13 protein-coding genes are annotated in these 15,106 nt (G+C 42.7%); 2 read left to right on the top strand and 11 right to left on the bottom strand.

Translation table 11 applies throughout. From position 1 onward, the window contains the following. Positions 1-142: 142 nt before the first annotated feature. Positions 143-2,110, bottom strand: a complete 1,968-nt coding sequence (gene mcpC, locus NSU05_RS07435; protein WP_038428890.1) for a methyl-accepting chemotaxis protein McpC — start codon at positions 2,108-2,110, stop codon at positions 143-145. A gap of 134 nt (positions 2,111-2,244) precedes the next feature. Between mcpC and NSU05_RS07430 the strand changes: the two genes are divergently transcribed. After that, positions 2,245-2,946, top strand: a complete 702-nt coding sequence (locus NSU05_RS07430) for a GNAT family N-acetyltransferase (RefSeq protein ID WP_038428889.1) — start codon at positions 2,245-2,247, stop codon at positions 2,944-2,946. Here the strand turns inward: NSU05_RS07430 and splB are convergent. The 8 genes from splB to papB form a co-directional block, all read right to left on the bottom strand. Next, positions 2,939-3,967 (bottom strand): spore photoproduct lyase, encoded by a 1,029-nt coding sequence (gene splB / locus NSU05_RS07425; RefSeq protein WP_021479398.1) that lies wholly within the window; start codon positions 3,965-3,967, stop codon positions 2,939-2,941. The genes NSU05_RS07430 and splB overlap by 8 nt on opposite strands. Positions 3,968-4,044: 77 nt before the next feature. Beyond that, entirely contained in the window at positions 4,045-4,284 is a 240-nt protein-coding gene (gene splA / locus NSU05_RS07420; protein WP_003218644.1) for a splAB operon transcriptional regulator SplA, read from the bottom strand. A 90-nt stretch (positions 4,285-4,374) separates the two neighbouring features. Continuing rightward, positions 4,375-6,087 carry a phosphoenolpyruvate--protein phosphotransferase gene (ptsP, locus tag NSU05_RS07415; RefSeq protein WP_003218638.1) on the bottom strand — a complete coding sequence of 571 codons (1,713 nt, stop codon included), beginning with the start codon at positions 6,085-6,087 and terminating at the stop codon, positions 4,375-4,377. After that, complete coding sequence (locus tag NSU05_RS07410) at positions 6,087-6,353, bottom strand: phosphocarrier protein HPr (RefSeq protein ID WP_003154654.1); 267 nt, start codon at positions 6,351-6,353, stop codon at positions 6,087-6,089. Before NSU05_RS07410 ends, ptsP begins: the two co-directional genes overlap by 1 nt. A gap of 97 nt (positions 6,354-6,450) precedes the next feature. Continuing rightward, a complete protein-coding gene (gene ptsG, locus NSU05_RS07405) occupies positions 6,451-8,550 on the bottom strand; it encodes a PTS glucose transporter subunit IIABC (protein WP_003244661.1) in 2,100 nt (699 codons plus the stop codon). 228 nt (positions 8,551-8,778) lie between these two features. After that, entirely contained in the window at positions 8,779-9,645 is an 867-nt protein-coding gene (gene glcT, locus NSU05_RS07400; RefSeq protein ID WP_003218635.1) for a ptsGHI operon transcription antiterminator GlcT, read from the bottom strand. A 62-nt stretch (positions 9,646-9,707) separates the two neighbouring features. Further along, positions 9,708-10,673, bottom strand: coding sequence for a LacI family DNA-binding transcriptional regulator (locus NSU05_RS07395; protein ID WP_033884224.1), 966 nt, complete (start codon positions 10,671-10,673; stop codon positions 9,708-9,710). A gap of 281 nt (positions 10,674-10,954) precedes the next feature. Next, positions 10,955-12,049, bottom strand: coding sequence for a di/tri-peptidase (gene papB / locus NSU05_RS07390; RefSeq protein WP_038428888.1), 1,095 nt, complete (start codon positions 12,047-12,049; stop codon positions 10,955-10,957). Between the two features lie 165 nt (positions 12,050-12,214). Between papB and NSU05_RS07385 the strand changes: the two genes are divergently transcribed. Then, the gene (locus tag NSU05_RS07385) at positions 12,215-12,418 is read left to right on the top strand and encodes a hypothetical protein (protein ID WP_015715796.1); all 204 of its coding nucleotides are present in this window, start codon (positions 12,215-12,217) and stop codon (positions 12,416-12,418) included. Positions 12,419-12,456: 38 nt separating this feature from the next. Here the strand turns inward: NSU05_RS07385 and pfeT are convergent, their stop codons facing one another. Next, a complete protein-coding gene (gene pfeT / locus NSU05_RS07380) occupies positions 12,457-14,370 on the bottom strand; it encodes a metal-transporting ATPase PfeT (protein ID WP_038428887.1) in 1,914 nt (637 codons plus the stop codon). 235 nt (positions 14,371-14,605) lie between these two features. Next, a complete protein-coding gene (gene stoA, locus NSU05_RS07375; protein ID WP_014479641.1) occupies positions 14,606-15,103 on the bottom strand; it encodes a sporulation thiol-disulfide oxidoreductase StoA in 498 nt (165 codons plus the stop codon). Positions 15,104-15,106 lie beyond the last annotated feature (3 nt).

Below are 15,106 nucleotides of genomic sequence, written 5' to 3'. Positions count from 1 at the left end.
TCCTCCCAGATGTTTCGTTTAGATTTTAGCTAAAATTTATCATTTTTCCTTCATTTTCTAGACTACCATAACCATACATCATAGAATAGACTCTTAAAATAAAAAATCCCCAAAACAAATGATGTTTGGGGATGTAATTGGATTACAATGTGAATTTTGCAATTGTATTCATAAGCTCTTGGCTTGCATGTTTTAGTGTTTCCGTTGAGTGTTTGACTTTATCAAGGGTGACAAGCTGTTCATCGGTTGATGCGTTTACTTCCTCAGCAGCGGCAGCTGATTCCTGTGATATGGCTGAAATGCTTTGAATAGCTTCAGAAATCGCAAGCTGTTCTTCACTCATTCTTTGAATTTCCGCGTAAATGTGATCAATACCTTGTACCAGTGACTGCATTTCTGCAGTTATCGTATTTAATACCTCTCCAGTTTCGTGAATGGCACTGTTTTGTTCATCATTCATTCTGCTTGCCTCAACCATCGCGTGAGAGGCCTCTTTTGTCTCATGCTGGATAAGCTTCACAGTCTCGCTGATATGCTTTGTAGAAAGGGCTGATTGCTCAGCTAACTTCCGCACTTCATCGGCTACGACGGCAAAACCGCGCCCGCTTTCTCCGGCTCTGGCTGCCTCAATACTGGCATTTAAGGCAAGCAAGTTGGTTTGATCAGATATGTTTGAAATCGCTGTAACGACTTCTTCAATATTCTTAGTTTGATTTTCCAAATCCAGCAGCATCGTTTCAACCTTTTTCGTTTCCATATTGGCTTCGTTTGATTTCATCAGCAGCTGGCCGAGCGCGTCAAGTCCTTTATAGCTTGCATCCTCGGACGATTTTGAGCGTTCTTTAATTCCGCCTGCCTCCTCAGCGATTTGCCTGATTTTCGTTGACAGGCTTTCCGATTTTTCATTAATGGTTTCAACTTCAGAAGCCTGTTCCGATGCCCCTGCGGCTACTTCTTCAATCGCTTTTGCAATTTGTCCGCTTGTTTCATTAGTTTCGGCAGCGACAGCCGTTAGTTGTTCAGAGGTGTCAGATACTTTCCCTGAAGAGAGTCTCACTTGCTCAACCATTTCCTTCATATTTTCAACCATCAGATTGAAATCTCTTGTTAAAATACCGACTTCATCCTTAGATTTTGATTCCGCGCGCACTGTTAAATCGCCTGCGGAAACAGCTTTCGTTTTTACGATCAGCTGCTGTATCGGACCGGTTATCGTTTTGGCCAGGAAGTAGCTGAGAATAATTGTTATGATAAGCGCAATCAATGATATCCAAAGATTTGCCCGATTCATTTTATCTGAAATCCACATTAATTGATCGGTATCAAATTGCGTTCCGACCTTCCAGCCTGTCTCGCCAATCGTTTGGTACACAACCATTTTCCCATTCACATCTTGTATCCCTTTTTTCTCGGATGCGATGGTTTGCAGTGTTTGATCCTTTGATATATTTTTTCCTTGATTTGACGGATGGGCTAAAAGATTGCCGCTCGCATCAGCTAAAAAGGCAAATCCTTTGTAAGGCACCTTTTGTTTATTGACCATACTCTGGATAGCAGAGAGTTTCAAGTCATAGCTGGCAACCCCTATCACTTTTTGCCCGTCTAAGATCGCTTTCGATGCAGTAACAATCATGTCTCCTGTCACGACATCTTTATAAGGTTCCGTCCAAACAACTTGATCCGGGGTTTCAGCTGCAAGCTTATACCATGGTCTTGATGTTGGATCGTAATCCTCAGCGAAATCCGCTTTTGGATATGTAAACATTTCTTTTTTTGCGGTGCCTATGTAAGCCATCGCAACATAATCATCGTTATCTTTGATTTGCTTAATGTCATCGTGAAACAGCCGAGAAGCTTCTTTACTTGGTTTCGTTACAAATGTATGCGTTAATTCCCCATTAGCCAATCTTGATAACGAAATGGCATAACTCTTTAATTGCAATTCAATATTTTGTTCAAGTGACTGCGTCACGTTTTGAGTTGTATTTTTCCCATCCTCTGTAATCATCGGTTTTAGCGTCAAATAAGAAGACAGCATTAAAAGAACAACTGTGATGATTAACATAATCGAAACAAAAACAGCAATCTTTATGTGAAGTTTTTTAAACAAACCAATCCCCTCCTAATTTCTATATCGGCCCTTTCGTTTGAAAAATGAATAATCAAAAAATAAATTATAAGAAAATCGGAATATATTTACTGAAAATTCAATCTTCGTTATAATGAAACAACATAAGGAGAGTGATGATCATACTAAAACAAATGTATGTGCATGACGGCAGAAAATTTGAGGCTCTGACCATCAGAAACTACACTGAGACTGACATCGAGAGGCTGATTTCTCTTCAAGAAGAATGTTTCCCTCCTCCGTTTCCCCAGGAATTGCTGTGGTCAGAGGACCAGCTTGCCAGCCATATCAAAACCTTTCCGGAAGGCGCTTTATGCGCGCTCATCAATGGCAGAATTATCGGTTCCATGACTGCTCTTATTGTACAATTTGAGCCTGATTCTCCTGATCATACATGGGCACAAGCAACTGACAACGGATCGATTAAAAATCATGAACCTCATGGAAATACTTTATATGTAGTGGATATTTCTGTTTCTCCTCATTATCGAAAGCTTGGAATCGGAAAATGGCTGATGAATACGATGTATGAGCTGACTGTTGATAAAAGACTGGAACGCCTTCTCGGCGGCGGCCGCATTCCTTTATATCATAAATACGCACACGAGATCAGCGCTTTTCAGTACGTTGAAGATGTGATGGAAGGCAGGAAAAACGACCCTGTGCTGTCCTTTCTCCTCCGTTGCGGGCGTTCACCTATTCGTGTAGTCAGCAATTATTTGGAGGATAAAGCATCATTGAATTACGGCGTTTTGATGGAATGGAAAAATCCTTTTTATAAAAAGAGAGCTGTTGATCACAACAGCCCGTTTAAGTGAAATATTCAATTTTCGCGTTAGGGAAAAAGGTATCAATATAGGATTCAAGTGCTTCTCGAAGTGTATGCTCTTCATCTTTCTGGTAAATATATTTTCCGATCCCGTAACGGCCCCATTTATAACGGCGCTTTTCTTCATCTAATTCGAGCTTCGTCTTCGGATAATTTTTCTCTATCACTCGTTTGGCCGGTTTTGTAAAACGGTGTTGAATTAATTCAAACGTTATGTCATGTCTAACATCCTGCGGCAAAGCAGCATCAAGCTTTTCAAACAGATGTCTGTATCCTTCTTCCCAGCCTTCATGAATATAAATCGGAGCAACAATAAAGCCTAACGGGTAGCCTGCTTTTGCAACTTTTACTGCCGCTTCTATCCGCTTATCAAGAGGTGAAGTTCCCGGCTCAAAGTTTTTAATCACATAGTCGGCATTAATACTGAATCTGAATCTCGTTTTCCCGTTATGCTTTGCGTCTAATAGGTGATCGACATGATGAAATTTCGTTACAAATCGGAGCTTTCCGAGATCACTTTGGCCAAAATGTTCAATGGCGCGCTTCAGCGTGTGTGTCAGATGATCAATTCCTACAATGTCTGACGTACATGATGCTTCGAACCTTGTGAACTCTGGTGCGCGCTCCTTCATATACTTATCTGCCTGATCTAAAATCTCTTCGACGTTTACATAAGTTCTGATATACGGCTTTGATCCCATGGTTGTTTGCAGGTAGCAGTAATGACAATGCCCCATACAGCCTGTTGCAAACGGAATGGCATATTCAGCCGAGGGTTTGGATGAATCAAACTTTAATGTTTTCCGGACACCGATAACTAAAGTTGATTTCGCATTGCGATATTGCTGAAGATGATTTTTCCCAGGAATATTACGCACCTGATTGTGGGATGTTGTTTCTCTGATTTCAATGCCCATATTCTCAAATTTTTCTTGTAATTCTTGGCCTAGCGGATATTCCAGTGCCCTCGGTTCTATATATACAAGCTGCGGAACAAATGGGTTCTGCATGATGCCACATCCTTTTCCTTTACTAACGTTACTTTTCTCACTAGGCGGAAAGGATATGAGTTGTAATGATTTCCTTGTTACTCATACGGATCAATATCAAAGAGTTCTTTGTAAAGCGATTTAGCTTCTTCATAGCTTGCAAACACAGCATCGTCCTCTGCGAACGGATGATAGGTTTCATAAATAAACAGGGAAAGCTCGCCTTCATGGTATGGATGGTGCACAATTTCGGCTTCCTTTATGTGAGCTACATTGGCAGCGTGCGGATTTCTGTAGATCACATAAACAGTATCTCCTGCGTTAAATTGGTTTGACATACTATCCCTCCTAGCCATGTTATTGTGTCCTTCTATGCCCTTACTTATGAAAAAAACCAGACAGGCCGGAGGCCGTCTGGTTTTTTTACATTACTTGAATGTTTCTTTTACGAACGCGACAACTTCTTCTGTCGTGCTCATAGATAAGATTTTCTCTTTGAATGACTCAGCTTCTTGTTTAGACAATTTGCTGATCTGTGTTCTTGCCGGAAGAATAGACGTTGCGCTCATTGAGAACTCATCTAAGCCTAAGCCGAGAAGGATTGGAATCGCAATCTCGTCTCCTGCCATTTCTCCGCACATGCCAACCCATTTTCCTTCTTTGTGTGCTGCTTCAATTACCAGTGTAATTAAGCGAAGGATTGCCGGGTTGTATGGCTGATACAGGTAAGATACACGTTCATTCATACGGTCAGCTGCCATTGTGTATTGGATCAAATCGTTTGTTCCGATACTGAAGAAATCAACCTCTTTAGCAAACTGATCAGCGATGACTGCAGTTGACGGAATCTCAACCATCATTCCGACTTCAATATCGTCAGATACAGCCTGTCCCGCTTTTACGAGCTTTTCTTTCTCTTCAAGAAGGATCGCTTTTGCTTCTTTGAATTCGTTAACTGTCGCAATCATAGGGAACATGATTTTCAAGTTTCCGTATGTACTTGCACGAAGCAGCGCGCGAAGCTGTGTTCTGAAGATTTCTTGCTCTTCAAGGCAAAGACGAATCGCTCTATATCCCAGGAACGGGTTCATTTCTTTAGGAAGCTGCAGGTAAGGAAGCTCTTTGTCTCCGCCGATATCAAGTGTCCGCACGACGACTGATTTTCCTTCCATACGCTCAAGAACCGTTTTGTAAGCATCAAACTGCTCATCTTCTGTAGGCAGCTGATCTCTTCCCATGTAAAGGAATTCTGTACGGTAAAGGCCAACTGCTTCTCCGCCGTTTTCAAGAACACCTTTTACATCATCAGGAGTACCGATGTTCGCTGCAAGCTCTACATGATGTCCATCTTTTGAGACAGTCGGTTCATTGACAAGCTTCGCCCACTCAGCTTTTTGAGCCAAATAAGCATTATGTTTTTCTTCATACTCTTTTACAGTTTCCGCAGATGGGTCAATAATGACATCGCCATTGATACCGTCAACGATAACAGTCACGCCGTTTTGGATCGTGCCTGTAGCCGCTTTCGTTCCAACAACTGCTGGAATCTCAAGAGAACGTGCCATGATGGCAGAGTGAGATGTGCGTCCGCCGATATCAGTAGTGAATCCTTTTACGAACTCACGGTTTAATTGAGCTGTGTCAGACGGTGTTAAGTCTTCAGCTACAATAATAACCTCTTCTGAGATCATGCTTGGGTTTGGAATTTCGACGCCAAGCAGGTGGCCGGTTACGCGTTTTGTTACATCGCGGATATCTGCCGCACGCTCTTTCATATATTCGTTGTCCATAGATTCAAACATGGTAACGAACATAGAAGACGTTTCTTTTAAAGCGAATTCAGCGTTCACTGAATCAGTGCTGATTTTTTCTTTCACAGGGTTCAGAAGCTCAGGGTCACTGAGAACTAAAAGGTGAGCAGAAAAAATATCAGCTTTATCCTGACCCAGTTCTTTCAAAGCGTGCTCTTTGATTTTTTCGAGCTCTTCTTTTGAACGTGCAATCGCTTCATCAAAACGGCTTACTTCCGCTTCAGAATCAGAGATGTTTTTCTTTTCAACCGTTAAATCTGGCTCTTCAAGCCGGTATGCTTTTGCAATCGCGATGCCGGCTGAAGCACCAATCCCTTTTAATTCTTGCATTACTCGCCGAGTCCTTCGCTTTTCATTGTTTCTTCTAAAGCGTTAAGAGCATCGTTTTCGTCAGCTCCGGAAGCAGAGATTGTGATCTCAGCGCCTTTAGCGATACCTAAAGACATAACACCCATAATAGATTTAAGGTTAACTGTTTTGCCGTTATATTCTAAATTAACGTCAGCGTCGTATTTGCTAGCAGTTTGTACAAGAACTGTCGCAGGACGAGCATGGATTCCAGAATCTGCAGTTACTTTAAATGTTTTTTGTGCCATTTTTATCATTCTCCTTTTAACTTAAAGCTTAATTACTTCACAATATTATATCATACAACCGTACTTGTCATCTGACAAGCACGGCGTACTAACACCCTTATTTTTCAATCTTCACAATATCTTCTTGTTCTCTGTTGACTGAACCGCTTGCTTTAATGCTGACTGTTTCTCCTTCAGCAAGGTTTGTAAATACAATCGGTGTCATGAGAGATGGGACATTCGGTTTGACTGCATCCAGATCAACTTCAAGAAGTTTTTGTCCAGGCTCAACGCGGTCTCCTTCTGATACGAAAGACGTAAATCCTTCGCCCTTCAGGCTGACGGTATCAATACCAAAGTGGATTAAAATTTCTCTTCCGCCGTCGGATTGCAGGCCGATCGCATGTTTCGTCGGGAACACATTGAGAATTTTTCCGCGAACCGGTGATACGACAATTCCTTCAGAAGGGAGAATCGCAAAACCGTCACCCATCATTTTTCCTGAGAAGACTTGGTCAGGAACATCCGTAATCGGGTGAATTTCCCCAGTAATCGGAGAAACGAAAACTTCCTCGCCGATTTCATTTTGCAGCGGTTCTGCAATCACTTCCTCAACCTGCTGGCCTACTTCCTCTTGAGCAGATGTTTTCGGTTCAGGTCTAGGCTTGCGTCCCGCAATAATGTCTTGCATTTGTGTTTTTAACCCGTCAGAACGCGGTCCGAAAATAGCCTGAATGTTGTTGCCGACTTCCAGCACTCCGGAAGCGCCAAGCTGTTTCAGACGGTCTTTATCAACCTTTTTCTGATCGTTTACAGTCACACGCAGACGAGTGATACAAGCATCAAGGTGTTTGATGTTTTCCTGGTCACCCATTGCCTGCAGAATCTCATAAGGAAGATCCCCTGCTTCACCTGTTTTCCCAGGTGCTGCTGTTTCTTCCGCAGCATCCTCGCGTCCAGGTGTTTTCAGATTAAATTTGCGGATGGCAAATCGGAATCCGAAGTAGTAAATGACCGCTAACCCTAAGCCGACAGGGATGACTAGCCACCATGCTGTCCGGTTCGGTAAAATACCGAATAGGAAGTAGTCAATTAAACCACCGGAGAATGTCATACCAATCTTAACATTCAACAGCTGCATGACCATGAATGAAAGTCCCGCAAACAAACAGTGAATCGCAAACAGGACTGGAGCAACGAATAAGAAAGAAAATTCCAATGGCTCTGTGATCCCCGTTAAGAAGGATGTCAAGGCCGCTGAACCCATAATACCTGCAACAAGTTTTTTGTTTTGCGGTTTTGCTTCATGATAAATGGCAAGCGCCGCAGCAGGCAGACCGAACATCATAAATGGATATTTACCTGTCATGAACGTACCTGCCGTTAACTGTACGCCGTCTTTAATCTGCGCCATAAAGATACGCTGATCCCCGCGGATGATTTCTCCTGCAGCACTCTTATAGCTGAAGAATTCATACCAGAACGGCGAATAGAAAATGTGGTGCAATCCGAATGGGATAAGCGAACGTTCAATCACCCCGAAGATAAATGCAGCAAGGGTTGGATTCGCTTCCACTAATCCTGTTGAAAAGGCATTCAATCCATGCTGGATCGGAGGCCAGATCACTAACATAATAAGACCCAGAATCAGTGCAGAAATTGACGTAACAATTGGAACGAAACGTTTACCCGCAAAGAAACCAAGGTATTGCGGCAGTTCAATTGTGTAAAATCTGTTAAACAATAATGCAGCTAACACACCGACGATAATACCGCCGAACACCCCTGTCGCCAAGGTAGGTATACCAAGCATGTTTACATATGCAGGATGGTTTTCCGTAAAGAACTTGGCTCTTTCAACTGAATCCGAAGGAATGGTTCCGTTTGCAAGAAGAACCGCACTCATGGATACATTCATTACAAGATAACCGATAATTGCTGCAATCCCTGCAACTCCATCACCATTGGCAAGCCCGATGGCTACACCTACTGCGAAAAGAAGCGGAAGGTTATCGAAAACAATCTGCCCAGCGCTTTCCATCACACCTGCTACAAGCTGAACATTGTCATTGCTCAAGAAATGCAGGACCTGAATCATGTCCTTATTTTGCATCGCATTCCCGATCGCAAGCAAAATACCCGCAGCCGGAAGGATCGCAACTGGAAGCATAAGCGCACGCCCAATTTTTTGAAGAACGCCGAATAATGCTTTAAACATAAGAATTGACCTCCTCTTTTTACTAGTCTGACCTTACAGCTAAAAATCATGACAACGAATTCACAGGCGTAAGTCTTCCAGTTTAACCGTTTACATTTGCCCTTTTACACAACAAAAAGGCATGAGCAAAATTGGGTGCGCAAAAGAACGAGAATGAACTTCCCGTTTTTTTCCCTCAATCACTCATGCCTGATCGAATCAGTAACACGTTATAAGGATAAACTAAATTTATGAAATTTTATTGGTTAATCGGTACAGATGAAGCGTCAGATAAACCGCTTCCGCCTCATGAACTGGTTTCTTCAATGTTTGCTGCAAGATTTTAATCAATTTCCAAGCTGTATTGTAGCATAGCGGATATTCATTTTTCAATAACAACATTAATTTTTCTGGTTCTTTAGTCGGTTCTTCTTTTTTAATTCTTTCTATTGTAAATCTGATATGCCTGATCAGCCGCAAATAGTTCACACTTTCCTTATTTACTTTCATTTGAAATGAGTCTTCAATCACCTCGACAAGCTGCGCCATGAGCTGAGAGTGCTGATTGACTTCGGACAGCGGACGGTTTGTCAACGCTGAATGGATATGCAGAGCGATAAAACCAATCTCCCCTTCCGGAAGGCAGATTCCCGCTTTTTCATTGATCATATCTATGACTTCTTTGGCAATTTGGTACTCCTCAGGATATAGTGACTGAGTCTCCATTAGAAATGGATTTTTCATATCAAATCCCTGCTGCTGCCTTTTGATCGCAAATGCGATATGGTCTGTCAACGCAATGTGAATATGTTCATTTAATGAGTGATTAGTCCTATTGCTTATGTGATAGATGACATCGTTTGAAATATCAACGAGCTTTTCATCAACATAGTCAAGGAGCTTTTTAAACTGCTTTTGTTCCTTCTCGTCTTTTAAAATGAACATTTTATCGTAGCCTTTATCTTCAATGACATCATCTTGTTTTTTTCCGAAACCAATACCTTTTCCGATTAAAACGACTTCGCTGTATTTATGATGAGAAGCAATTAATACGTTATTATTCAGTACCTTTTTCACTGTGAAGGACCCATTCACGATCCTCAGCTCCTTTGTCATTCAATACCTCATATCGTACATAACGAACAGAATGCACGTCAAACCTTTTTTCAATGCATTCACTAAACAGTCGATCTTTCGATGAGACGGTAATCCAGAACTTTCCTTTCAATCGGCTGCCCTTGAATTCTTTTTTCCAGTATGGCAAATGCCTGCTTTCCCATTTCCCTTGTCTGAATATCGATCGTTGTGATTCCAAGCGCTTGGCTGATTTCGTGGTTATCAACGCTTAAGATTGCAAGCTCATCCGGTACTGACACCCGCTGGTTCTTTGCTTCAAGAAAAAGCCCTGCTGAGACTTGGTCATTGGCAACAAAAATAGCCGTCGGCTTTTCCTTCCACGTTTTCCATTTATGAAAAAGCGCCTTCCCATCATTGATTGTAATCGCTTTCTCAACTACCCAGCCTTCACGAAATGCCTCACCGATCTCTTCCAATGCCTCTTTATAGGCTTTGATTCGAAAATGGCTGTTCATGCCTTTTTTTCTTGCCAAACAGATGGCTATTTTTTTGTGCCCTTTGGCAATTAAATAGTCCAAGCCGTTCCGAAATGCTTCTTGGTGAGGAATGCTGATGGTTGGGAAGCGGGCATTATCTGAATTCTGGCAAAGCAAAATCGGGCCCTCCCATTCCATGAGTTTCTCATCAGCAAGCGCCTTTGAGCAAAAAATCAGGCCGTCAACCTGGCGCTGCTTTAATTGGGACAGCGCAAAGATTTCTTTTTGTACCTCATAGTTTGTTTGGAATAAAGAGAGGTGAACCCCGGATTCCGCGGCTGCGTCGGCTATTCCTGCAATCAGCTCTGCAAAATATGGCAGATTAACCGTCGGCAAGACAACACCAATCATGTTTGAAAATCCTTTCGACAAATGTACAGCGTGAATATTTCTCGTGTACTCCAATGATTCCATTGCCTCAAACACTCTTTTTCGTTTGTCTTCACTGACGTATGGATGATTGTTTATGACTCGGGAAACCGTTGTAACAGAGACACCGGCTTTTTCTGCAATGTCTTTAATATTAGCCATAGATTCCCTTCTTTCTAAATCCCCTTGATCTGGAATGCGTTTCATACAATATGATATGGACGTACCAGATATCTTTTTGTGTTTTAAGCTGAAAGGAGAAGATCACATGGGTTTCTTCATTTTAATTGGGTTATGTCTCACTGTTCTCGGTGGCAGCTGTCTTGCTGTAAAACCTCTCAACCAAAAACATGAAATTAAACCCTTTCGAACATTTGATGATTTTTTTATTTAATGCAGATAAAAAAGGACGATGTCGAGAACAAAGTCCTTTTTTATTTCTATTACGGCAGTATGATTAACTCCTTTGGATATTGGGTCAGAGCAACTGCTCCGTCCTTTGTTACGTGAACGTCATCCTCAATGCGCACGCCGCCGATCTCAGGCACATAAATCCCCGGTTCGATCGTGTAGACCATGCCTTCCTGCAGCAGTGTATCGTTGGCCTGGCTCATTGATGGATACTCATGGACAGAAATTCCGAGTCCATGCCCAAGCCGGTGAGGAAAATAATCACCGTATCCCGCTTTTTCAATGATTCCGCGGGCAGTTAAATCCAGATCTCCGATTCTCACACCGGGTTTGCTTGCCTCAATCGCGGCTTTTTCCGCTTGAAGCACAGTCTCGTAAATGGCCTCCTGCTTCGGATTGATGGTTTTGTAAGCAAACGTTCTTGTAATATCAGAGCAATAGCCGTCAAGAATAACACCGAGATCAAATAATACAAAATCACCTTTCTTCAACGTGGCTGTACCAGGATTTCCATGAGGCTGGCCAGATTTTTCTCCGAATAAAACCATTGTAGAGAAAGACATGCCCTGAATTCCTTTTTTCTTCAGCTCATACTCAATTTGAGCGAGCACTTCCACTTCACTGATGCCTTCACGCAAAGCGGCTGTGCCGACTTCAACACCGTAATCTGCAAGCTTTGCCGCCTCTTTCAGCAAACGAATCTCATTGTCATCTTTAATCAGGCGAAATTGATTGAGTGTTTCTTCTGCTGAAACAAATTGAGCCCCGCCAGTCGCATGCTTCAGCTGTTCTGCACGTGATAGCGAGATTGAATCCTTTTCTACCGCAAGCGTATGTATGCTGATATTTCGCTTATTCAAGGCCTTCTCTATCAGCTCCCACGGATTTTCGTGATCCGCATAGCCAATGATTTCATGATTCCAGCCTGCGTTGCGGGCCTGTCCTGCTTCCATTCCTGGACAAACAAAGAAAGGCTCCTCTTCTTGAAAAATAAATAACCCCATTAATCTTTCATGCGGCTCTGTGTAAAAACCAGTTAAGTAAAAAACATTTTCTTTTGTATGAATAAATGCGGCAGTATGCCCCGCTTCCTTCAGCCATGAAGAGACGCGTTGTATTCTATTCACTTCTTGTTCCTCCCTGCCATTTGCAATGCATTGTTCTGTCTTCCATTGTAACAGGTTTTACCGGTGTTTGCCTTTCACGACGCCTTCATTTTCTAATGCATTTTATTTCCTGCTCCTCTTCCTGTATACTGACAGTAACGTTCAATCGCAGGGGGGTTGTTCCGTTTGCTGATGAATTTTTTCAGACGAAAAGCAGTTATGCTCTTAACAGTTTTGGGAATTTCCGCTCCTTTTATCGGGATGAAGATGGTGGGCTTTTATTATTACAGCTCTATCATAGGCTGTGCAGCGGGTTTCCTTTGCTGCATCCTCGCTCTCATCCTGGTTATGAAAAGATCTGAAAAAGACAAAAATGAAGGGAAAGCTTGATACATAAAAAACCAGCAGCCTGATTAGGGCTGCTGGTTTTATTTTAGGAGTCTTAAACCGTTTAGTATGACCAAAATCGTGCTGCCCTCATGACCAATCACGCCAAATGGCAATTCCATCACCTGCAAAAAGTTTGCACAAATCAGCAGGCAGATTACAGCTAGAGAAAACACGATATTTTGTTTGATGATCTTGTTCATTTTCCGAGACAAGCGGCACATGTTTACGAGCTTTTTCAAATCGTTTTTCATGAGGACCATATCAGCGGTTTCAAGTGCTACATCTGTTCCGCCGCCCATCGCAATGCCGACATCCGCCGCTTTGAGTGCCGGCGCATCATTGATTCCGTCACCCACCATTGCAATCGTTCCGAATTCTTCTTTTAACCGTTTGATTTCATTCACTTTTTGGTCAGGCAGGCATTCTGCTACGACAGTTGTCATGCCGGCTTCCTTGGCAATCGCTTGAGCCGTGTCTTCGTGATCTCCTGTCAGCATGGCCGTTTTAATCCCAAGTCGGTTCAGTTCTTCCATGACCTCTTTTGCTTCAGGCCTGATTTGGTCCTTCAGTGCGATACAGCCTGCTATTTGATCATCCTTTTTCACAAATACAATTGTATGACCGCTTTGAATGACATCTGATGCTGTTTGTTTCAAAAATTGTGCTGCCATTTCCTCGCCGATAAAACCTGCTTTACCGACCTTCCATTTCGCACCCGACACTTCTGCCATAACGCCAAACCCTGAGGTTTCTTCTATAGATATGTAGCTGGACTGATTCACGCCGCGGCTTTCAGCGAACGCCGTTATGGCTTGGGCGAGCGGATGGCTTGATTGCGTTTCGATGGCATAGACAGCCTCAAGAACTTCCGCTTCACTGAATCCTTCTGCTATTCTGATCGTCTCTACGGCAGGCTGGCCTTTTGTTACAGTGCCGGTTTTATCAAAGGCGATCATTTGCACTGAGCCCAGCTGTTCAAGAAAGACGCTTCCTTTCACAAGCATACCGTTGCGGGCGCCATTTGAAATCAGGGACAGCGCCGCTGGCATAATAGAGGCGACAAGCGCACAAGGTGACGCGACAACCATAAACACCATTGCGCGGTAGAAGGTTTCACTCCAGCTCCAGCCCAGCGCAAAGTGCGGGACGAATAAAAGGAGCGCCACCGCAATTAGCACACCTTTCACATAAGCATTTTCAAATCGTTCGATGAAAGCCTGCGCGGGTGAAACACTATTTTGCGCTGATTCAACCAGTTTGATAATTTTTCTGAATAACGAATCTTCATTTGCTTTCGTGACACGGACAGTCAAGGAGCCATTGCGATTCACCGTTCCTGTGAATACAGCGTCGCCTCTGTTTTTTTCTACAGGCATTGATTCACCTGTTAAAGCCGACTCGTCAAGACTTGTCGAGCCCGATTCAATGATACCGTCTGCCGCTACGCGTTCTCCAGGTTTGATCACAATCATATCACCGGCCTGCAAGTCTGAAACCGGAACTCTTTTGGTTTCACCATTGACCATCAATGTCGCTTCTTCAGGCTCAAGCTGCATTAAAGACGTTAAATCTCTGCTGCTTTTATTCATCGTGTATGTTTCTAAAGCTCCGCTTAAGGAAAAAATAAATATTAAAATAGCACCCTCTGCCCAGTATCCGATCAAGGCGGAACCAACGGCAGCGAAAATCATTAAAAGTTCTACATTCAGCGTTTTGGATTCGAGTGTTTCTTCGATTCCTTCCTTTGCTTTAGCAAATCCGCCGATCACAAAAGCCAGCAAGAAAAGTATTATGGATAATACCTGATATCCGGATAAGAGCCAGCCTGCCAAAATAAGAGCGCCTGATACAAGTGCTGCAATAAGCTCCGCGTGCTGTGCCCAGTTTTTTTCCCTCTTGTCTGTTTTCAATGGCTCATGCGGGTCGCGTTGAACGATAACTTGTTCATTCATATCGAATTCTCCTCTCTAATTGAGAACGTAAATCATCTTCATTTCTCTTATAAAAACAAAATCGCTGCCCAAAAGGCAGCTTTATCGTCAGTTATTTCTTGATGTCTTCCTTTATTATAGCACGCACGAAGAGAATTTCAATTATAATTATTTTAATTTCTTTTTGATAATAATTATCATTAATGTTTATTCACTTCTTCTCTATATGAAAAAAGCTGAGAGTCTATGCTCTCAGCTATTCTTCCGTCCATTCCTTCAGTTGTTCCGCTGTCATCGGGCCAATTTTTGTTTTTTCAATTTCTCCCTTTTCATTCAGCAAAAATGATGTTGGGATCGTAATGATATGATACTCCTTCATCAATTCCCCTTTTGAGTCAAGGACAATCGGAAACGTCAGCTTGTTTGCTTTAATAAAGTCTTCAACGACTTGCTGATTTTGTTCCGAATTCACTAAATTCACCGTTACCAGCTTTACACTGTCGGATGGATGGGCATCATAAAACGATTGAAACTGGGGAAGCTCCTTTTTGCAGGGCGGACACCATGACGTCCAAAAATGGAGAATTGTTTTTTGCCCTTTATTCGGAATCGAGATGTCCTCCCCTTCTATCGTTTTCATAAGAAAAACAGCGGGAACAGCAGGCTGTTTTTCCTCAGCTTGTGCCGCACATGGAAACCATGCAATCAACCCTAATAACATAATGTATATAGTAAGCAAGCGCTTCGTCAACATGGA

Origin of the sequence: Bacillus sp. EU52, from assembly GCF_037964975.1 — a bacterium.
GTDB lineage: Bacteria > Bacillota > Bacilli > Bacillales > Bacillaceae > Bacillus > Bacillus subtilis.
This window is presented reverse-complemented; position numbering and strand designations above follow the sequence as displayed.

Coding starts and splice junctions, on each gene's coding strand:
- NSU05_RS07430 (WP_038428889.1), top strand. CDS start 2,245: ATGATCATACTAAAACAAATGTATGTGCATGACGGCAGAAAATTTGAG.
- splB (WP_021479398.1), bottom strand. CDS start 3,967: ATGCAGAACCCATTTGTTCCGCAGCTTGTATATATAGAACCGAGGGCA.
- splA (WP_003218644.1), bottom strand. CDS start 4,284: ATGTCAAACCAATTTAACGCAGGAGATACTGTTTATGTGATCTACAGA.
- ptsP (WP_003218638.1), bottom strand. CDS start 6,087: ATGCAAGAATTAAAAGGGATTGGTGCTTCAGCCGGCATCGCGATTGCA.
- NSU05_RS07410 (WP_003154654.1), bottom strand. CDS start 6,353: ATGGCACAAAAAACATTTAAAGTAACTGCAGATTCTGGAATCCATGCT.
- ptsG (WP_003244661.1), bottom strand. CDS start 8,550: ATGTTTAAAGCATTATTCGGCGTTCTTCAAAAAATTGGGCGTGCGCTT.
- glcT (WP_003218635.1), bottom strand. CDS start 9,645: ATGACAAAGGAGCTGAGGATCGTGAATGGGTCCTTCACAGTGAAAAAG.
- NSU05_RS07395 (WP_033884224.1), bottom strand. CDS start 10,673: ATGGCTAATATTAAAGACATTGCAGAAAAAGCCGGTGTCTCTGTTACA.
- pfeT (WP_038428887.1), bottom strand. CDS start 14,370: ATGAATGAACAAGTTATCGTTCAACGCGACCCGCATGAGCCATTGAAA.
- stoA (WP_014479641.1), bottom strand. CDS start 15,103: ATGTTGACGAAGCGCTTGCTTACTATATACATTATGTTATTAGGGTTG.